The following is a 19,581-nucleotide window of genomic DNA, read 5'->3' as shown; positions in this document are numbered from 1 at the left end:
TGCCCCGCAAGATCACTCCTGTCGACACTGACGAAGGAGCGCAACTGTGGACCGCAATGACTTCGATGCCTTGGCCGCCCGCTGCGAGGGGCCTGTGCTGCTGCCCGGCAGTGAGGGTTACGACGAGGAACGCACGGGTTTCAACCTGGCTGTGCGGCACCGGCCGGAAGTGATCGTCGGTGCCGCGCGAGCCGAGGACGTGGTGGCGGCCGTCGTCTTCGCCGTGGCTAACGGCATGCCGGTTGCCGTACAGAACACCGGGCACGGCTTCTCGATGCCCGGCGAAGGTGGGCTACTGGTCACCACCGGCCGCATGAGTACGGTCCGCGTCGACCCGCGGACACGCAGCGCGTACGTCGGGGCCGGTGTCCGTTTCGAGCAGCTGATTCCCGAGGCGGCACGGCATGGGCTGGCGCCGCTCAACGGTTCCGCCCCGCATGTGGGCGTCGTCTCCTACACCTTGGGCGGCGGCCTCCCGCTGCTCGGACGCAGCCATGGCTGGGCGGCCGACCGGGTTCTGGCCATGGACGTGGTGACCGCGGACGGCAAGCAGCATCACGTGACCCCGGAGGCCGAGCCGGAATTGTACGGGGCACTGCTGGGCGGACGGGACAACTTCGGCATCGTCACGGGCATGGAGTTCGGCCTGGTACCGGTGACGCGCCTCTACGGTGGTGGCCTCTTCTATGACGCCGAGCAGGTCCCCGGCCTCCTGGAGGAGTATGCGGACTGGACCACCACGGTGGCCGAGGAGATGAACTCGTCGGTGGCACTGATTCCCTTCCCGGACGACCCGCGGGTTCCGGAGCCGATGAGGGGACGCCACGTCTGGCACGTGCGAATCGCCTTCACCGGCTCGGCCGAGACCGGCACCCGCCTGGTCGAACCGCTCCGCCGGCTCGGCCCCCCGATCCTGGAAAACCTGCGCGACATGCCCTACGAGCAGAGCGCCGACATCCACGACGACCCGCCGGTCCCGATGCCGTGGGCCGCCGACAACGCCTTCCTGACCAATCCGGACGGTGACGCGGTGCGTACGGTCCTCGAACACGCCGGCCCCGGAGCCGAGCTGCCCGCCATTGTGGAAGTGCGCCACCTGGGCGGCGCGCTGTCCCGTCGCCCCGTGCATCCCAACACCGTCGGCGGGCGCGACGCACACTTTCTGCTGACGGTCCTCGTACCGCTGGAGGGGGTCTCGTCAGCCGACGCGCATACGTTGCTCGGGCGTCTTTTCGATGACCTCAAGCCTTGGGCCACCGGCCGGTTCCTCAACTTGATGGGCCACGGCACCGCCGCCGGTCAGGACCGGACCCGCACCGCTTACACCGAGGAAGACCACAAGCGGCTGACCGTACTGAAAGCGGCATACGACCCGCAAAACACGTTCCGGCTCAACTACAACATCCCGCCGCACGATGGTGGATGACGTCCACCGGAGACCGCGATGACACCGTCCCCGGCGCCCAGTCTCCGTCATCGGCGAACACCTGCGATCGGCGCAGATGGCCACGAGCATCGCCTCCGTTGTCCTCGACTGGTGGGACACCACGGCCGCCGGCATGACTTGGCCTGCCCTGTCGCGGTGTTCACCATCCTGCAACTCACCGCACTGCACGGCAGAACCTGATCACACCTATCCCTGGAGTTTCCGTGACTGCACACAGCAAAAATGCCCACGGCTCAGAAACCGCCGTGACCTTCATCAACATCTTCGAGATATCGGCCGATCACCTCGACGCCTTCATAACCGACTGGGAGCAGCGTGCCGTGCTCATGAGCACCAAGCCTGGCTTCATCGACTCCCGGCTGCACCGGGCCCAACGCTCGGAGACCCGGTTCCAGCTCGTCAACGTGGCCCACTGGACGAGCCGAGAGGCGTGGGAGGCGGCCACCGCGGACCCCGAGTTCCGCAAGCGAACTCAAGCCGCGCAAGAGAATCCGCAGACGCAGATCACGTCGAACCCCGGCTTGTACGACGTCGCCGTCGAATGGACCAAGTAGCCCTCGCGCACGGCGAAACAGGGACGAGGTGCATGCACTACCAGACCCGGCTAGAGATGCCCCTGACCGGAAAACGCACTGGATCCACCCGACGAGCACACCGCAACGTCGGTAGGCCGCGCGGAGGACACGGTCGCGACTCAGCCAGACCACTCGTACAGACCAGCGCGAAGGCCGCCCCGGCACCGACCATCATGAGAAGACCGCCTGTTGTCCGTGCATTGGTCCAGGAGACACCGGAAGCACGTGATCGCGGAACCAATAACCTCGTCCCCGACACGGAAGCCGTCGACACCAGTTGAACGCCACCACACCAGCGAAGGAGCAGGAGCACGGTGGATACCACTGATGGCCACAACAGACCTGAACCGACGCCAACAGACCACGCATATGCAGGCGATTCCCTATTTTAGCTGGTCAGTGCAATGTCCGCACGTGTCTGGGGGTCAAGGGGTCGCAGGTTCGAATCCTGTCAGCCCGACCGTGCCGGCGATGCCGCTTGACTTGGGTGAAGACCCAGGCCAAGCGGCTTTTTCGTTGCACCTAACAAAATTCTTTGCCGAGAACCAGGCGGCGAGCTGGCGACTGGGATCTGGTCCACCGCGGGGCAGGTAGGCCGCCGAGAACGGTTTGTACGGTCTGCTAGGCGGGCGGCGCGTTCGGCATCGTGAAGAACGTGTTTTACGGACCTGCCGACGGGAACCCCGTCCCGCGGCCGATCTCCACCGGATATGTTCGCGTAGGTGTGTGCCGACGTGATGCGAGCTCCGCGCAGAGACGACATGGTGGCGTGTGACAGTGAGCGTCAGGCCCATCTTTCCCCGTCGACTGAAGGCGCTGCTGTGGCCGGCGCAAGTCGGCGCGGGAGGCCTGGTCGGTATGCGTTCAGCTGAGACTGCTGGCGCGCAGCGACCACCCCACCGGACGCGCCGGGTTGGGTCGCGACAATCCCTCGACGGAGAGGAAACGATTCATGACGGAGAACAGTGGGTCCGACTCGCGGACGCTAGGCAATGTCGAGTTGCCACAGATGCGGGCGTACCGGCTGGAGCGAGTACGGCAACAACTGCGCGACGTGGGCTATGCGGCCGCTGTGCTCAACGACCCGGTCAACATCCGATACGCGACGGATGCCCGAAACATGCAAGTGTGGACTATGCATTTCCCGAGTCGCTATCTCTACGTACCCGCTGAGGGGCCAGTGATCTTGTTCGAGTACCGCGACGCTGATCACTTGAGTGACGGGTTGGAAAGCATCGGGGAGGTGCGGCCGGCGGTGGCCGTCAACCATATATCCGGCGGCCCGGAGATCGCCGAGCGAGCGGCGGACTGGGCCGCGGAGATCGCCGACTTGGTGGATTCGCAAGGCCCGCTGGCAATCGACCGGACGAGTGTGCCGGAGTTGTCCGCACTGAGGGAAGCCGGCGTCGAGGTGCGGTATGGCCAGAGCCTGATGGAGCACGCACGGATGATCAAGTCCAGCGAGGAGGTCACGTGTATGCGCCATGCCTTGTCGGTCGCCGAAGACGCCCTCGCCGAGATTGCCGCGGCCACGACTGTCCCCGGTCAGAGCGAGAACGAACTTTGGTCGATTCTCAATCGGGTGAATGCCGAACAAGGCGGGGAATGGATCGAGACACGACTGCTGAATTCGGGCCCGAGAACCAGGCCGTGGTATCAAGAGGCAGGAACCCGGGTGGTCGAACCGGGTGATCTGGTGTGTCTGGACACCGACATGATCGGACCGTTCGGATACAACGCCGACCTCTCACGGACCTTTCTCTCAGGTTCTGGCCGACGAACCGGTGTGCAGCGAACTCTCTACGCCCTCGCCCGCGAGCAGCTGGAACACAATGCCGATCTCCTACGCGCCGGGGTGTCCTTCCGAGAATTCCGCGATCGCGCGTGGACACCACCTGACGGCTATCGCAAGTACAGTTTTGGCTACGTTCACGGTGTTGGAATGTCTGTCGAGTATCCTCAGGTTCCGCCCGCGTATGAAGCTCGTACTCCGTCTTACGACGGCACTTTCCAAGCCAGTATGGTCATCTGCGCTGAAAGCTACGTGACCGCGGACTACGGAACAGAGGGTGTCAAGCTCGAAAACCCGTATTTGATCCACCAAGGCTCGCCCGAGCGACTGACCATGTTCCCGTACTGCGAAGCGCTTTCCGTTTAAATGGGACCGAGTCGACTCGAGCGCTCCCCCGGTCATGAAACGAAGCTCCATGACCGGGGGCCTTCGAGGACGGGCCTGCCATCAGCCGCCTTACGCCGACCGTGGCGACCATCAGAGTTTCAGCGCGACGCCGGAGACGCCGAACTCCGCTTCCAGGATGCCGTCGAGCAGTGGGAAGGTGGCCCAGTCGTTGTTGGTGTGGACGGCCAGCGTGTGGGATCCGTCGGAGGCTCCCATCACGAAGGTGCACGTTCCGTAGCTTCGCCCGGTTCCGCCGCGCAGTTTCCTGCCATTGGACAGGGTCAGTTCGTACAACCCCAGGCTTCGAACCGGTGCGCGTCCACCCTGTCCGCGGGCAGGGCGAGCCGGTATCCCCCGGCGGGCGACTCCACGACTTCCGGCTCCGGCAGCGCCCTGCGCAGCCGGTGCACCAGCGCGTGCAAGGTGTTCATCGTGGCCGACGGCGAGTCCGTTCCCCAGATGTCTTCCAGGAGTGTGCTGGGCGATACCGTCTCGCCGGCTGCCAGCGCGAGCCTGGCCAGCAGCATGCGCGGCTTCGCACCACCGGTATCGACCTGCTTGTCGTTGTCGCCGACGACCCTCACCGGTCCCAGCACCGCCATCCTCAACCCCACGACAAGAAGCCTACGCAGAGGCGGTGGCACCGCGACGGCGGAAGGGACTCCAGGAGCCGTGGCGGTCACAGCCACGCCCATCACTGTCCTGTCGGCCACAGCTGCCCCGCCATGTCCCTCTTCGCGAGCTGGTCCTGGTGTCTCTTGCGGTCGTTCGCATGCGGGTGATCATGCCGAGCGCGTGTCCTGGACGGGTATCTGCCGAACGGCAGATACCCCCGGCCGGCCGGGAACAGCAGCATCGACCGTATGCGAAAGATCCTTACCGTCCTCGCGGTCGTGGTCATCGCCGCGACGGCACTCCCCGTGCCCGCCGCGGCCGGCCCCGACCTGGCCTGGGGCGACTGCCCTTTCGAAGGGCCGGCCGAGTGCGCGATCGTGGACGTGCCGCTCGACTACCGGAACCCGGGAGGTGAGCGACTCGGTATGCACGTCTCCCGGCTCCGTAGCACCCGCCCGGACCTGCGGCGCGGTGTGCTGGTCATGAACCAGGGTGGGCCGGGCCCGCATCTCGCCGACACGGCGACCATCCACGAGCTGGTGCCCCGGAGCGTGCTCGACGCCTACGACATCGTCAGCTTCGACCAGCGCGGCTTCGGTACCAGCGCTCCCGTCCGGTGTGGACTCGAGCCGGCGGAGCAGTTCACGTTTCCGTGGCCGCTCCCGGGTGGCGAGCCCGCGATGCGGCAGCGTGCCCGCCGGATCGCCCAGAAGTGCGCCGGTCAGGAACGCATGCCGTTCCTGGGTACCGCCAACGTCGCGAGAGACGTGGATCGGATCCGGGCCGCGCTCGGGGAGGAGCGAATCAGCTTCCTCGGCGCCTCCTACGGCACCTATCTCGGCGTCGCGTACGACAGCATGTTCCCCGACCGGGTCGACCGCATGCTGCTCGACAGCAACGTCGACCCGACCGCCGCGTGGCGGGGCACCTTCCGCGACAGCATGACCACCGGGGTCGAGGTCCGGTTCGGCGACTTCGCCGCCTTCCTCAGGCGTGACCGTGGCGAGCTCCAGCGCGAGTACCTCGACTTGGTGCGGCGGCTCGATCAGGCCCCACTCCGCACGCCCAACGGCATGCTGACCGGCAGCCACCTGCGTATCACCCTGTTCGCGAGCCTGTACGACGACGACACGTTCCCGCTCGCCGCGCGCATGCTGGTGGCCGCTCGCGACCGGGACGCCGCGGCCGCCGCCGAAGTCGGGGGCCGGCTCGGGGTCTGGTACGACGACGACAACGACGCCTCCGGCGAGCTGGGGGTGTTCTGTGCCGATGGCACGTTTCCCCGGGACGCCGCGACTTACGCCGCGCAGGCAGCGGTCGACGCCCGCCGTTACCCCCTGACCGGCGGGGCCGGCGCCGCGATCATGCCGTGTGCGTTCTGGGCCGGCGCCCCGATCGACCAGCCGATCCGTGCCAACCCGCGGGGCCGGTCGAATATCCTGCTGGTCAACAACCTCCGCGACCCGGCGACCACCCATGGCGCCGCGACCGCGCTGCGCCGCCAGTACGGCGACCGGGCCCGGCTCGTCGGCGTCGACAACGGAGGGCACGCCGCCTATCTGTTCGGTGGCAACGCGTGTGCACAGCGGATCGGTACCGACTTCCTCACCCGTGGTGCCCGTCCACCGGACCTGACTTGCCCGAGCAGGCATGCCGCGCTGGCCGGAGACCTCGTGCATCTCACCGGTGCCGAGGGGGCGCCGGGGGCGGCCGCCGAGGTCCGCGACTCCGCCGGGGTGGTCCGGTTCCAGAGCGGGGTGGCCGACCTCGCCACCGGCAGGCCGATGCGGGCAGGCGACCGGGTCCGGGTTTTCAGCAACACCAAGACGTTCGTGGCGACGGTGGTACTGCAACTGGCCGCGGAACGCCGCGTCGAGCTGGACGCCCCGGTCGAGCGGTACCTGCCAGGATTGTTACGTGCCAACGGCAACGACGGCCGGGACATCACGATCCGCCAGCTGCTCCAGCACACCAGCGGCCTGCCGGACTTCGACTCCGCGGTGTTCGGGCCCGGCGGCTACCCACGCCACCGGCTCGACCAGCACACCCCGGAGGAACTGGTCGCCGATGCCGTCACACGGTCCCGGCTGTCCGTGCCCGGCACCGAGTTCCACTACGCGACCACCAACTACGTGGTCGCTGGCATGATCGTCGAGAAGGTCACCGGCCGCCCGTACGCCACCGAAATCGAGAACCGGATCCTGCGTCCGCTGGGGATGCGGGACACGACCCTGCCCGGCGATCGGGCGACGTTGCCGGGGGAGCACGCCCGCGGATACGCGCACCTGGACGATGACGGCCGGATCAGCGACACCGGCCGACGGATCGACGTCACGGTGCTCAACCCGTCGCTGGTGTGGGCGGGCGGGGAGGCGGTGTCCACCCTGTCCGACCTGAACACGTTCTTCGCCGCGCTGCTCGCCGGCCGGCTGCTGCCGCCCGCGCAGTTCGCCGAGATGCGTCGGACGGTCCCCGCGGACCTCATCCCGGGTGCGGCCTACGGGCTCGGACTCATGCGGGTGCCGCTGTCCTGCGGCGGCGAGTACTGGACGCACGGCGGCAGCGGTCTCGGCTACCAGACCCGCGAAGGCTCCACCGCCGACGGCCGCCAGGTCAGTATCGTGATCACCACGTCCCCGGCCACCCGCGCCCAGTCGGATGGAATGCTCGACGCCGTGGACACCGCGCTGTGCGCGGCGCGGTAGGGGGAGGATGCGCACCCGTGGTCCCGCTCGTACTCTCGACGGCGGTCGCCGTGGCGACCGCCGTCGGCGGTGCCTTCCGATGGCCCCGCTACCTGGTGCGCGGGGCGGTCGTCGCCTTCGGACTGTCCGTCGTGGTCACCGCCGCCTATCGCGGTCCCGGCGACAACGCCAGCGCCGCCTGGCTCTTGGTGGAGACCGTCGGGCAACTGTGCGTGCTCGTCCAGGTCGTGCGCAGACCGTCGGTGCGCACCGCGATCGCCATGGCCGTGTCAGGAATCGTCGCGGTCGGCGGTTCCCCGCTCCGGATCGGCCTGTGGCTGGCCCCGCCCTCCCCGCCGGTCGAGATAGTCGCCCTCTGCGCCGTGTGGACGCTGGCGGCCGCCTCGGTCGTCGGGATCGGCGCCTATCTGCGGTCACTGGACCGAGAACGCGACAGATCGGTCGCCGCCGCCCGACGGGAACAGCGGCTTCGCCTGGCGCGGGATCTGCATGACTGGCTCGCCCACGAGATGACCGGGATCGTGCTCGCCTCCCAGGCCGGGCAGCTCCACGAGGCGGACCAGGCCCGCACCCTCCACCAGATCGAGGAGGCCGCTACGCGTGGGCTCGCCGCGATGGACCGCGCGTTGCGGCTGCTCCGTTCCGCCACCGACGGACCGGTGGACAACGCCGCGACCCTCGACGAGGTGCACGAGGTCGTGACACGGTTCGCGCACACCAGCCGCGCAACGGTCACTTGTGAGATCACCGGCCTCGGCACGCCGCGCCCGGAGATCGTGGCGACCGTGCACCGCGTGGTGGTCGAATCGCTCACCAACGTGCGCAGGCACGCGCCGACCGCGACCACCGTGCTGGTCAAGGTGACCCGTGCCGGAACCGACGTGGCGGTCGAGGTCACCGACGACGGCACCACCCGCCCACGAAAGCAGCGCCGCGACGGCGGCACCGGCCTGGCCGGGCTGATCGAATGGGTCACCGCGCTGGATGGCTCGCTCACGGCCGGACCGACGCATCCGAGCGGCTGGACGGTGCGTGCCGTGGTGCCGACGTGATCCGGGTACTGATCGCCGACGATCAGGAAATGGTGCGGTACAACCTGCGGCGCATCCTCGAGTCGGCACCGGACCTGCGGGTGGTCGGCGAGGCGGCGGACGGTGTCGCGGCCGTCGAGCGGGCCAGGGTCCTGCGCCCCGACGTGGTGCTCGCCGACATCCGGATGCCCCGCCGCGACGGGCTCGCCGTGACCAGGGAACTCGCCGGACCGGGCGTGCCCGACCCGATGCGCGTCGTCGTGATCACGACGTTCGAACTGGACGAGTACGTGTACGCGGCACTACGAAACGGCGCGTGCGGCTTCGTACTGAAGCGGTCTGGCCCCGCGCTGCTGATCGAGGGCGTGCGGGCGGCCGCCGCCGGAGACATGCTGGTCAGCCCGCAGCTGACCCTGCGGTTGCTCCGCCACCTCACCCAGCGGCAAGCCCCCGACGGCGACGTGCTGACCGGACGCGAGCTGGCGGTGGCCCGACTCGTCGCCCGAGCCAGAACCAACGCCGAGGTCGCCGCCGAACTGTTCATCACACCCGGCACGGTCAAGACCCACCTCGCGAACATCCAGCGCAAAACCGGCGCCCGCAACCGCGTCGCGATCGCGGCATGGGTGTGGGAGACCGGCAATGCCGGCTGACCGGCGCCGGCTCAGCTCTTGACGCGTGCTGGAAGCCCGTCGTGATCACCCAGACTGGTCGCCCGCTGTCGTCCTTCTCGAACCGCATGAGGATGGTGCGGTCCTCGTCGGTCAACGTGGCCAGAACTCACTCACGCGGCTCGGCTGGAAGATCGGGGACGGCGATCGTGGAGACTACGGTTCGCGTACATACGCTATGTCGTCGCCGTTTCCGTGGCTGAAGTTCAGGAAGAACCACTCGGAGCTGTCCGGGACGATGTACCGCAGCTTGCCGACGACCTCGATGTCGTACTCCGTGCAGAGCTCGGAAAGACGCTCCCCGACAAGCGTACGAAGGGTGGCGAGCGCGGCGGTGAAGCCGAACTGATTGAGGCCTTTGTTGCGGTGGCTGTGCATCGCGTCCACGAATGCGGTGAACACCGCGCGGAGGTCTTCGAGGGCCAGTTCGAGGCTGTTGCTGATGCCGCGGGTGTTCGTCTCAGTGGTGAGGATCTGCCTGATTTGTATCGCCGACTGGCCGCAGTGCTCCGGAAGTTCCATGGCGTACTGCGCGAAGAGGAACCGACGATCTTCCAACGCGTTCAGCACCCTGCGGACGATTTCACGATCGCCGTCGTTGGGTATCCATTGCACGCCGACGAGCGGTGTCGAAAATCCGTTCAATCGCCAGGGCAGCCGCCACCACCGTGCCATGTCCCCATTGCTACCAACACGGGGCACCACACCCACAGCGCGAGCCTGAGCGACCTCGCCTTCACACCCGTGCGGCGCAAATTCACCATGATCGGTCTCGACACCATCATCCTCTCCAGCCCCGGGCCAGTACCGGCTCAGTGACCGGAGCAGACGATACCCACGAGGACCTCGACGACGGAGCGCGACTCGAGGCGCCAAACGTTCGTGTCCGGCGGACGAACCCACTCCCCCGTAGCGAAACCTTATTGTCGACTCCTCTGAAGAGGGAGGCGTTGTCACGCCGGCTGAAGCGAATGTTCGTGTTTCGCAAGATGGCATACGCGATGGGACAGATGGCCATTACCGGGGCTTTGGCCGTGGGTGGAGCGACATTCCGTCAGTCGTGGCGCTTCTCGCGTGTCCCAACCGCCGAAACCGCCGCCGCGCGAGCGTCGTCCGCCGCGCCCAGGGCGCTGAGGAGGCCGGCGTACTCGTCGAGTGCGTCGGCGAGATCGAGGTGGGCGAGGAACTTTCCCGCGCGAACGCGAGCGCGTTCCCAGTCGAGCGAGGATTCGAAATCTGCGCGGGCCTCGACTTCCCTGCCCAGCGCCGCGTGCGCCCGCGCCCGGAGCCGCAACCATGAGGGCAGACCACTGGGGCCCTCCGCCGGATTCTCGCCGTTCCGGTGCGCGGCGTCGACGAGTTCCTCGGCGAGCGCGAGAGCACCGGTGTAGTCCCCGGTCCTGAGGCGAAGCTCCGCAAGACGCGAGCGCGCGTGCGCGTGCTCGCTGCTTGCCGTCGGCTCGGTGAGCAAAAGGTCAAGGCATTCAGACGCGAAGACGGTGCTCTCTTCGATCCGCTGCTCCGCTTCGAGCTGCATGGAGTAGTTGTTCAGGGTGGTACCGAGCAGGTCCCGTCGCGCAGGATCATCGGCTGCCCCCGCCCGCGCGTACGCGATGATCGCGCGCGTCGCGTCCTCGCTGTCCGCCTTCAGCCGCGCGTTCGCCGGGACACGCTCGACATCCCGCTGCACCATACGTAGCCGCATCACCCACAAGCCCGGATCCTCATCGAACCCCGCCCGCGCCATCGCCAGCACAGCGGCGAGATCAGCCACCACCCCGTGGCCATCTCCACCCTCGACACGCGTCCGTATCGTGTTGTGCAGCGCATCGAACTCCGTCACCGCGCTCACCGACACCTCACTCTTCCGCCCACTCCCCAACGCAACGACGACACGAGAATCCCACGCCCGAGGCACGCAGAGGGCCGCCGCCCGCTGCGGCGACCGCCGCCATCGCGCGTCGGACGGGCAGCCGGCAATCACGCTCGCGGCGTCAGCCACCTAAGCGTTCTCGACTGTCAGGACGTTGACCACGCGAGCCAGCGCCCTCGTGGTCCCGCGAACCTGCCGGCATACAAGGGGTTCCAAGGACACAACTGCGATCGCTTCCCGCCCGACGGCAAGAGCCGACGAACCCACGTGCTTCCGTCCTCGTCCGGCTCGTGTGCCCGGCGCGGGCCTATGAGGTAAGCACCTCACATGCCACGCCGACCAAGAACACCGTTCAGCCTCTACGAACCCGAACCGCAAACTGAACGCAATTGCCGGTGCGTGACTTTCGAGGTCGTCTGGCGGTCACTGTCCTTGGCCTGGCCATGCTCAGTCCGCCCGGCGGTCGTCGCGCGCCCTCTTGGTGAGCGACCTGCTGACGTAGACCAGCCCGCCGGCCAGGACCACGATGTCGTCGAAGTACACCGGGTCGGGCAACAGGTCGAACGGGAACACCGTGTAGGCCAGGGAAACCCAGTAGGCGGCCTTGGTCGCCACCGGCGTGCCCGGCTGATGGACCTGACGGTGTTTCCGCACAAGCTTGACCACGAGGAACAGCGCGACGAGAACGAGGATGACGATCACCACCACGGCCACGGCGCCGAGCGTCGTCCATAGCGATTCCATGTGTTCCCCTCTCCTCACCGAACCGGGCTCCACATCCTGACACGGGACAGTCATGTATACGCCGAAGACCGCCTCTGAGCCCGGGACTGGATCACCGACTACACCGCCAACACCGATCACCGGCATCATCCCGCCGGCCGGTTCAAGCCTGACAACGACCGTGATCTCCTACGACGGGTTCGGGCGGCTGCACGCCGTCCGCGACGGCCGCGGGCTGCGCACCATCTACGCCTACGACGGCGCCGGAAACGTCCTCACTCGCACCGACGCCTCGGGCACGACGACGTTCACCTACGACACCCAGAACCGGATCACCTCACGCACCGCGACCTCCGGCGGCGGAACTTTGTCCTACGGCTACGACAAGGCCGGGAACCTGATCTCGAAGACCGACGCCACCCACACCACCTTCGCAGCCCATACGAAGAGTGTCTTCGACAAGGCCGGCCGGATCTCACGCGCTTCCAACAACGCGAACAAGACCTTCGACACGGGCTAATGCTATTCGCCTTATGTCGCCGGGCAAGCAACCTACGACAAGACCTGCAGCAGGCTCACCGCGAAGGTCGACGGCACCACCGCGCAGACCCTGAACTACAACACAGGCAACCAGATCTCGAACACCGGCTACAGCCACGACGCCGACGGGAACCGCACAAGCGACCCGGCCCAGGGCACCTTCACCTCCAACGCCGCCGGACGAACCACCACCCGCACCCCTGGCTCGTCTCGGAGCACCTACCCCTGAGGCGGTGGCGACCAGAACGAACTCGTCTCCACCACCGGAGCGAACACGACCAGCTACGTCTACGGACGCAACGACCCTACCGGTGTCCCGATGATCCAGTCGTTCACCAGGAACGGCCAAACCAGCTACCTCGACACCGACCCCACCGGCGCGTCCGCTCACGGCTCCGACCGGGCAGGCATCGGACAGGGGGCTAGCGTGACCGCCTTGGGTTCAGATAATCTGTCAACCCGACGATCTGAGTCAAAGACTGATCCGGGTCAGTCTCGGTAGTAGCCGGGGAAGACATGTCCTTGTCCCGAGGTGGAGGTTCCGTGGTGCTCGAAAATGCCGGGCAGGGCGGTCGTTCGCGACAGCTCGCGCTCGTCGTCCTGTGTCTGGCATCGCTGATGGTGGTGCTGGACGGCACGATCGTGGTGGTGGCTTTGCCGTCCATCCAGGCCGATCTCGGTTTCGCCACGCCGAATCTGGCCTGGGTCGTGAACGCCTATCTCGTACCCTTCGGCGGACTGCTTCTGTTCTCGGGCAGATTGGGCGATCTCGTCGGCAGACGACGCGTGTTCCTCATCGGATTGTGCGTCTTCACCGTCGCGTCGCTGCTCTGCGGCCTGGCCGCCAACCAGACGATGCTCATCATCTTCCGGTTCGTCCAAGGTGCCGGTGGCGCGCTCGCCTCGTCGGTCGTGCTCAGCATGATCGTCACGCTGTTTCCCGAGCAGCGCGAGCAAGGCAAGGCGCTGGGGCTGTTCAGCTTCGTGCAGGCGGGTGGCGCGTCCATCGGCATGATCCTCGGCGGCGTGCTCACCCAGGGGCTCAGCTGGAATTGGACGATGCTGGTCAACGTCCCCATCGGCATCGTCGTGGTCGTGGCGACGTTCGCGCTCATCGAGCGGGACACCGGGATGGGGCTCCGGGCGGGTGTCGACGCACTCGGCGCGGTACTGGTGACGGCGGGTGCGATGCTGTTGGTCTACGTCATCGTCGACTCCGGGTCACTCGCCCGGCGCTGGCCCCTGCTGGCCCTCGCGGTGCTGTTGCTGGCCGGTTTCGTCCTCCGCCAGGCGAAGGCGGCGACGCCGCTCCTTCCGCTGGGCTTGTTCCGCTCCCGCTCGGTGACCGGCGGCAACACCGTCATGATCCTGATGGTGGCGGGAATGATGGGCTTCCAGTTCCTCACCGCCCTTTACCTGCAACAGGTCCTCGGTCTGGACGCGCTCGCCACCGGGTTCGCCTTCCTGCCGACGCCCGTGGCCAACGCCGTCGTCGCACTCTGGCTCGGACCGCGGCTCGTCACCCGCTTCGGCCCCCGTCCAGTGCTCGCGGGCGGCCTCCTGGTCGCGGCGGCCGGACTGGCGCTCCTGGCCCGGGTCCCGGTCGACGGCAGCTACTTCGTCGACGTGCTCCCGCCGCTCCTGCTCGCCGGGGTCGGGATGGGTGCCGCGGTGCCCGCCGTCATCGGTACCGCCATGTCCGCCGGGTCGCCAAACAACGTCGGCGTCGCCTCGGGCCTGGTGAACACCACCCTGCAGATCGGTTCCGCGATGGGTACCGCCGTCCTCGCCACCGTCGCCGCCTCCCGGACGAGCTCACTGGTCGAAACCGGTCAAGGGCAGAAGGAAGCGGCGGCGGCCGGCTTCCAGCTCGCTTACCTGGGCAGTACCGCCTTCGTCGTCCTGGCCATTCTCACCGCGCTCGTGCTGGTGCCGAAGCGACTCGACACACCAGAGCGGGAACCACAGCCGGAATTGACCTGACCGAACTCGGGCGCCGGAGCGGCGCAAGGAACCCCCAGTCCCCAGCCGCTCCGGTGTCCCATCCCGCTGAATGGCGCTACCGGCCGAAAAGCACGGACTTCCGATACACACTCGACGATTGCTGTTCGACCGCCGGACCGCGAGGTTCGCGCGTTCGGCCAACTCCTTATTTCTCAGTCCGGCGCGAGCGAGGCCGCCGATCAGCGCTTCCCGTTCGGCGAGTACCGAATCGACGGCTACACCGCTCATTTACCGCAGTGCTATAGCGAGGATATCGACGATAGCGAGTTTTCTTGCTTTGATAAGTTTACGAGGGAGAAAAGCCTAACCTGTGCTCTGACGGCGGATTATCCGGAGACCGCGATTAAAATGAGATATCGGATCGCGTAGTGCGCGCGGAGGATTCCCCAGATTTCTCACTTGCCATATCCGGTGATTTGGAGCGCAGACACGACCGTGCCCGATCTGCTGGATCTCGATCTCATCGAGGGCGAGTTCGAGCTCCCATCATTCGCGGTAGAGCGCGGCGAGCTCGTACGCAGGAGCGTCTCCGTCACGGTTGGCGTTGACCCGCACCCCCTGTGGCCCTACAGCAGCTTTCGACGCGGCGAAAACCAGCATCACCGGCTGCGGCCCCCGCACCGCGAGCACGGTTATCTCGGATAGCCACTGGGCTAACTGACATTGTTCACCAGAAGATCGAGTGCTGCGTTAGCGAGCTCCGACGCCCTCGCGAGTCTCGACGTCGGCCAGGACCAGATGAACCCCCTGCGACACAGCGGGCTCTCGGTACGCGTCGAGGTGACAACCTTGGCGTCGGCCAGCGAGACGGCCGACGATCGCGGCACCGATACCCGGGTACCTTCCGTGACAACGGCACGTTGTCAGCCGCCGACGACCATGTCAAGAAATTCCGCGCATTATCGGAAACAATGACGAAAGAAATTCCGGCCACGGTTTCGTGCCCGGAATTTCACTCCTCAGCCGTCATTTCCGGCCGCATCGGCGGCCGGCAGGTTGTGCGCGACCACCGTGCGCAGCATCTCCCGGAACCGCTCCTGATCCTCCGGAGCGAGCGGGGCCAGCACCGCGGCCTCCGCCGCCAGGATCGCGGCGCGGGTCTCCTCCAGCCGCACACGGCCTGCCTCGGTGCCGCGGATCAGCTTGTTCCGCCGGTCTGTCGGATCCACCTCGCGTTCCACCAGCCCGGCCGCCACCAGATCGTCGATCAGGTACACCATCACGGTGCGGTCGATGTCCAGCTGCCTGCCCAGTTGCGCCTGGTTCCTGGCGCTCTCGTGCACCGCGCCGCACAACGCCTGAAAGCCTCGTAACCCGTGCGGGATATCGGAAACCGCGCGCTCCAGCACGGATCCGTGAGCACGGCACACCTGCGCGAGGAGCCAGCCGAGGTTGTCGTCCAGCCCCACCGGGAGCGTACCCGTCGTCGAACCTGTCACCTGTCCATACTAGCGCAGGCCCGGGATAGTCAGATAATCTTCGCTAAAGACAATCTCTATGGCAGATCGATGCGAGTATGGCTCTCGCGGCCCGGAACGCCCGGCGTGCGCGTCGAAGGGTGGTCCGATGTCCTTGGTGCTACCAGGACAAACGCCGCCTGGACAAAGCGATCGACCGGCGCGACGCCGGACGGTCAGAGATTCCCGGCGGTCTCGAACAACTTCCGCACGGGTTCGCTCAGCGCGGCGCCGCTCAGGTCCAGGGTCACGAGGTCCTCGTTCATCGTTCCCCGGCTCGTGACACTGAGAATGGTCCCCTTGCCCGTGGCGGGATCGAAGTTCCGTAGCCACGGGCCGCCGCTGGAACCGCCGGCGAGGTCGCAATCGGTCTTCCACGAGACGCTGACCGAGTTCGCGTCGAGTGCGGCGGGTCGTGCGCAGGAGAACAACGCCTCACCGCCCGCCGCCTTCGACACCGGGTAGCCGAGGAGTGTCGCGTCCACAGGGGACGGTGGCGCCTCGAAGGAGATGTCCTGCGTGCCCGCGACATCGGCGACATGGCGGCCGTCGACGGGGTCCAGGGCGAGCACCGCGTCGTCGTCGATTTCGCTGGAGGGACCGGGATAGGTCGCAGACCAGGCGAAGGCACGAGCCGCGAACACCCCATGCGGTGCTTCACCGTGATCGTAACCGGGAACGAACACGACGTTGACGATCTTGATCGGATTGTCGTAGCGGTCGAATCCGCCGTTGACGCAGTGGCCCGCGGTGAGCGCCACATCCTTGCTGGCGCTGGGAACCACCGTCGCCGTGCACGATCCGTCGACGCCCGGTTCCGCGGTGAAGAACAACCGCCCGACTCCAGAGGGTACCGGCCGCTCCCATTCGCGGCCGATCTTCTCGGCAGGCGGCAGTTCGTCGTCGCCCACCCACTGACGCATCCGTTCCGGAGTCCAATGAGCCAACGCCGCGGCCCGATCGGCCTCGCTCACCCGCGTCACCACCTGGTCGTCAGCCGCCGACGCCGGGACGGCCGCGGCCGCCAACACGGCGCCGAGAGTCCCCGCCAATACGACGATTCGGCGTGATGCGAGCTTCAAGTCCATGATCATGTGGACGCGCCGACCGCCAGGAGGTTGTTCGGCAAGACGCCCGAAGATCATCTAAACGCACTCGGCGACGCAGGGTGCCGGCACGACCGTGCACATAGCCGAACTGGCCTGCATCGAGGCGGGTTACGACCAGCCACTTTCACGAATTCAGAGTGCGACGTGGCAGGTCGGCGGGCGAGAGCAGAAACGTGGTCTCACTCGGATTCGTCCAGCGAGCGAACGCCGCCATCTGCCCGGCGGTGAGGTCGTCGGCGTCATGAACCACGGCGACGGGATTACCGGACATGAACTCGTCAGTGAACACATCGACCTGACTGGAGGCTCGCATGCCGTCAAAGCCATCGGCCACGACGATCGCCGGGCGAGACTCAACTCACCCGACCAGGCGTCGGGGTGTGGTTCGTTCGACCGGCAGTGCGCGGCCATCCCCGCGGATATCTTGTGGCCGAGTCCGACAACACCTCGAGGAGCACCATGACGACCGCCCGGCGCACTCTCACCGTTCTGGCCACCGCAGGTCTGGTCATCTCGGTCCTCGGCGCGGGTTCCGCCTCCGCCGCGACCAAGGGCAAGATCTACATCTCCAACAACTGCGGCAAACCGGTCGCCACCACGATCCACCGCGGTGGCGCGATGATCGCGGGTACCGGGGCCGCCCCGGCCGGCAGTTACTTCGGCTACCCGGTCGATCCCGGCACCTATCAGGTCCGCGTGCCCGCCGGGAACCGGGACGTGAAGATCCTCGACCTCGGCGGCAAGGCGCACTCGGCCATCGTCAGGGCCTGCTGACCTCCACCGAAGGCACGACACCACGCCGCCCAGCCGATGCTCGGTCAGCGTGACCGACCCCGAATGGGCCGGTCACGCTGAACCGTGTCGCGGGGGTCAGCGGACGGTGCGGTGGATCCAGTCGGCGTAGGCGGGCACGCTGGTGTAGAGGCCGGGTCCGTTGGCGCAGGGTACGTCGTTGTCGCCGGGGCCGGAGGTGACGCCGATCAGCTCCCACCGGCCCCCTTTCCCGCGCTGGATCTGCGGCCCGCCGGAGTCGCCCATGCACGCCATCGCGTCGCGCTTACGGCTGATCGTGCAGAGCCGGGTCGGATCCGCGTAGCCGGGCGAGCATTCCGACACCGCTCCGCGACGGGTGTCGAGCTGCTGAAGCCGTTCGGGGAACACCGCTTCGGTGATGTCGGCGGTGTCGACCGTGGTGCCGAAGCCCATCAAGCGGGTCGGCGTGCCGGGCTTGCCGGGGCGGGCGGCGATGCGGATCGGCTGTCCGGAGACCGGGCGGTCCAGGCGCACCAGCGCGATGTCGTTCTTGTTCGGCTCTCCCGGCTGGTAGCCGGGGTGGCGCACCATGCGGTCGATCGTGCGCACGGTGCCGCCGGAGGTCCGCCACTGGCTGCCGATGCGTACCGTCCCCTCCGGCTGGGCCGGGTTGCGCCCCGGGTCGACACAGTGCGCCGCGGTCACCACCCACTGCGGGTGGACCAGCACCGCCCCGCAAACACCTTTGGCGTTGTTCAGCTGGGGCACGATCTCCGGAATCGAGGCCATGAACTCGTAACGCTCGGTGGAGTTCTTCCCGTTCACCACGGCATCGGCACTGCCAGGCAGGGCGATCGCGCAAAAAGCTCCTGCCAACGCGACACTGGTGGCACGGATCAGATGGCGGCGCACGGAACCCACTCTCGACATACTTTTCCTTCGTTCGACGACTTCGGATCGATCAGCTCCAGCCTCGCGGTCCGCCGCGTCCTGTGCCATCGGGTCAGCCCGCTGATCCGTCGTGGTGCCTGCCTGACGCCACGCGGTGGTGTTCGCCCTACCTCCCTGCCGGTCGCACCGTGAAGGTCCATAGTGGACGATTGCCTCGAAGTGACCGGCGTCACTATTCGGCAGGTTGTGGCAACCTCCGAGACCGGCGAACGCCTTCAAGCTCAGGAACAACCGATATCGGAACCTGGGGAGCACATGAAGAGACTTTTCGTCATGCTGACCGCGATACTGGCGGTACTCACGTTGACACCTGCCGCGCCCGCCGGCGCGACGACCCGCTTCGACCGGGAACTCCAGGCGCGCATCGTGCGGGCCCAGGCGTACGCCGACAGCAGGCCCGGTGACACCGGAATCGTCCTCCGTGACCGGTGGACCGGCGCCGTCTACCGGAGCCAGGCCGCCGGGACCCTCATCTGGGCCTGCTCCACCCCGAAGCTGGCGATGGTGGTCGACCTGTTGCTGCGCAACGATTCCGGGGCCGTCCAGCTGACCGCCGAAGACCGGGACCTGATCCACCGGATGCTCAACTCCAGCGACGACGCCGCCGCCCACACGCTGTGGACCCGGTACGGCGGGGAGGCCGAGTTCGCCAAGCGGTTCCCGTCGTACGGGATGACCGACATGCGGTTCACCGACCAGCACCCGCACCATTGGGGCTGGATCCTGACCACCGCGAACGACCTGGACCGGCTGGTCAACTACGTCCTGACCAAGCTGCCCCGCCGGCACCGCGACTACATCGTCCGCGAGATGCGCACTGTCGACGTCAACCAGCAATGGGGTGTCTGGGGCGGGGGTGCCTGCGGGGACCCCTTTAAACAAAAAAACTGGTCCGACGACAACAAAAAAAACTCCCTTATCCCCCACCCCCTCTGCCTCTTTCGTCCG

Annotated in this window: 19 protein-coding genes; 10 read left to right on the top strand and 9 right to left on the bottom strand. The window is 67.0% G+C overall.

The window, feature by feature from the left end; genetic code table 11:
- Positions 1-46 precede the first annotated feature (46 nt).
- From ACZ6DT_RS21060 to ACZ6DT_RS21050, 3 genes are all read left to right on the top strand, one after another.
- Positions 47-1,426, top strand: coding sequence for an FAD-binding oxidoreductase (locus ACZ6DT_RS21060; protein ID WP_465597669.1), 1,380 nt, complete (start codon positions 47-49; stop codon positions 1,424-1,426).
- Between the two features lie 266 nt (positions 1,427-1,692).
- A complete protein-coding gene (locus tag ACZ6DT_RS21055) occupies positions 1,693-2,001 on the top strand; it encodes an antibiotic biosynthesis monooxygenase family protein (protein WP_465597666.1) in 309 nt (102 codons plus the stop codon).
- Between the two features lie 973 nt (positions 2,002-2,974).
- Positions 2,975-4,180, top strand: a complete 1,206-nt coding sequence (locus tag ACZ6DT_RS21050) for a M24 family metallopeptidase (RefSeq protein WP_465597663.1) — start codon at positions 2,975-2,977, stop codon at positions 4,178-4,180.
- Between the two features lie 111 nt (positions 4,181-4,291).
- On the opposite strand, the gene ACZ6DT_RS21045 is transcribed toward ACZ6DT_RS21050, so the two are convergent.
- Both ACZ6DT_RS21045 and ACZ6DT_RS21040 read right to left on the bottom strand, forming a co-directional pair.
- Positions 4,292-4,495, bottom strand: coding sequence for a hypothetical protein (locus ACZ6DT_RS21045; RefSeq protein WP_465597660.1), 204 nt, complete (start codon positions 4,493-4,495; stop codon positions 4,292-4,294).
- Complete coding sequence (locus ACZ6DT_RS21040; protein WP_465597657.1) at positions 4,483-4,815, bottom strand: AfsR/SARP family transcriptional regulator; 333 nt, start codon at positions 4,813-4,815, stop codon at positions 4,483-4,485. Before ACZ6DT_RS21040 ends, ACZ6DT_RS21045 begins: the two co-directional genes overlap by 13 nt.
- A gap of 249 nt (positions 4,816-5,064) precedes the next feature.
- On the opposite strand from ACZ6DT_RS21040, the gene ACZ6DT_RS21035 reads away from it, so the two are divergent.
- Genes ACZ6DT_RS21035 through ACZ6DT_RS21025 form a run of 3 tightly spaced genes read left to right on the top strand, consistent with a single transcriptional unit; the run spans position 5,065 to position 9,205 of the window.
- Positions 5,065-7,521, top strand: a complete 2,457-nt coding sequence (locus ACZ6DT_RS21035) for an alpha/beta fold hydrolase (RefSeq protein WP_465597654.1) — start codon at positions 5,065-5,067, stop codon at positions 7,519-7,521.
- A gap of 17 nt (positions 7,522-7,538) precedes the next feature.
- The gene (locus ACZ6DT_RS21030) at positions 7,539-8,573 is read left to right on the top strand and encodes a sensor histidine kinase (protein ID WP_465597651.1); all 1,035 of its coding nucleotides are present in this window, start codon (positions 7,539-7,541) and stop codon (positions 8,571-8,573) included.
- The gene (locus ACZ6DT_RS21025; protein WP_465597648.1) at positions 8,570-9,205 is read left to right on the top strand and encodes a response regulator; all 636 of its coding nucleotides are present in this window, start codon (positions 8,570-8,572) and stop codon (positions 9,203-9,205) included. Before ACZ6DT_RS21030 ends, ACZ6DT_RS21025 begins: the two co-directional genes overlap by 4 nt.
- Before the next feature lie 174 nt (positions 9,206-9,379).
- Here ACZ6DT_RS21025 and ACZ6DT_RS21020 read toward each other — a convergent pair whose 3' ends face one another.
- From ACZ6DT_RS21020 to ACZ6DT_RS21010, 3 genes are all read right to left on the bottom strand, one after another.
- Positions 9,380-9,898 carry a DUF6650 family protein gene (locus tag ACZ6DT_RS21020; protein ID WP_465597645.1) on the bottom strand — a complete coding sequence of 173 codons (519 nt, stop codon included), beginning with the start codon at positions 9,896-9,898 and terminating at the stop codon, positions 9,380-9,382.
- 379 nt (positions 9,899-10,277) lie between these two features.
- Positions 10,278-11,075, bottom strand: a complete 798-nt coding sequence (locus ACZ6DT_RS21015) for a hypothetical protein (RefSeq protein WP_465597642.1) — start codon at positions 11,073-11,075, stop codon at positions 10,278-10,280.
- Positions 11,076-11,543: 468 nt separating this feature from the next.
- Complete coding sequence (locus tag ACZ6DT_RS21010) at positions 11,544-11,840, bottom strand: YkvA family protein (RefSeq protein ID WP_465597639.1); 297 nt, start codon at positions 11,838-11,840, stop codon at positions 11,544-11,546.
- Positions 11,841-12,000: 160 nt separating this feature from the next.
- Here ACZ6DT_RS21010 and ACZ6DT_RS21005 point away from each other — a divergent pair, with 160 nt between their 5' ends.
- On the top strand, positions 12,001-12,339 hold the full coding sequence (locus ACZ6DT_RS21005; RefSeq protein ID WP_465597636.1) for a hypothetical protein: 339 nt from the start codon (positions 12,001-12,003) through the stop codon (positions 12,337-12,339).
- A 563-nt stretch (positions 12,340-12,902) separates the two neighbouring features.
- A complete protein-coding gene (locus ACZ6DT_RS21000) occupies positions 12,903-14,342 on the top strand; it encodes an MFS transporter (protein ID WP_465597633.1) in 1,440 nt (479 codons plus the stop codon).
- Positions 14,343-15,322: 980 nt separating this feature from the next.
- On the opposite strand, the gene ACZ6DT_RS20995 is transcribed toward ACZ6DT_RS21000, so the two are convergent.
- From ACZ6DT_RS20995 to ACZ6DT_RS20985, 3 genes are all read right to left on the bottom strand, one after another.
- Positions 15,323-15,802: a MarR family winged helix-turn-helix transcriptional regulator gene (locus tag ACZ6DT_RS20995; RefSeq protein WP_465597630.1), complete on the bottom strand. Its 480-nt coding sequence runs from the start codon at positions 15,800-15,802 to the stop codon at positions 15,323-15,325.
- 194 nt (positions 15,803-15,996) lie between these two features.
- Positions 15,997-16,908 carry a trypsin-like serine peptidase gene (locus tag ACZ6DT_RS20990; protein ID WP_465597921.1) on the bottom strand — a complete coding sequence of 304 codons (912 nt, stop codon included), beginning with the start codon at positions 16,906-16,908 and terminating at the stop codon, positions 15,997-15,999.
- A 145-nt stretch (positions 16,909-17,053) separates the two neighbouring features.
- Positions 17,054-17,263, bottom strand: a complete 210-nt coding sequence (locus ACZ6DT_RS20985; protein ID WP_465597627.1) for a PhzF family phenazine biosynthesis protein — start codon at positions 17,261-17,263, stop codon at positions 17,054-17,056.
- A 125-nt stretch (positions 17,264-17,388) separates the two neighbouring features.
- Here ACZ6DT_RS20985 and ACZ6DT_RS20980 point away from each other — a divergent pair, with 125 nt between their 5' ends.
- Complete coding sequence (locus ACZ6DT_RS20980; protein ID WP_465597624.1) at positions 17,389-17,703, top strand: hypothetical protein; 315 nt, start codon at positions 17,389-17,391, stop codon at positions 17,701-17,703.
- A 96-nt stretch (positions 17,704-17,799) separates the two neighbouring features.
- Here the strand turns inward: ACZ6DT_RS20980 and ACZ6DT_RS20975 are convergent, their stop codons facing one another.
- The gene (locus ACZ6DT_RS20975) at positions 17,800-18,612 is read right to left on the bottom strand and encodes a S1 family peptidase (RefSeq protein ID WP_465597621.1); all 813 of its coding nucleotides are present in this window, start codon (positions 18,610-18,612) and stop codon (positions 17,800-17,802) included.
- A gap of 276 nt (positions 18,613-18,888) precedes the next feature.
- On the opposite strand from ACZ6DT_RS20975, the gene ACZ6DT_RS20970 reads away from it, so the two are divergent.
- Positions 18,889-19,581 (top strand): serine hydrolase (locus ACZ6DT_RS20970; protein ID WP_465597618.1); only part of this gene is annotated, 693 nt, incomplete at its 3' end.

The organism is Amycolatopsis sp. NPDC041971 (assembly GCF_055588925.1).
The sequence above is the reverse complement of the archived record's forward strand: the minus strand, read 5'-3'. Positions and strand labels throughout refer to the sequence as shown.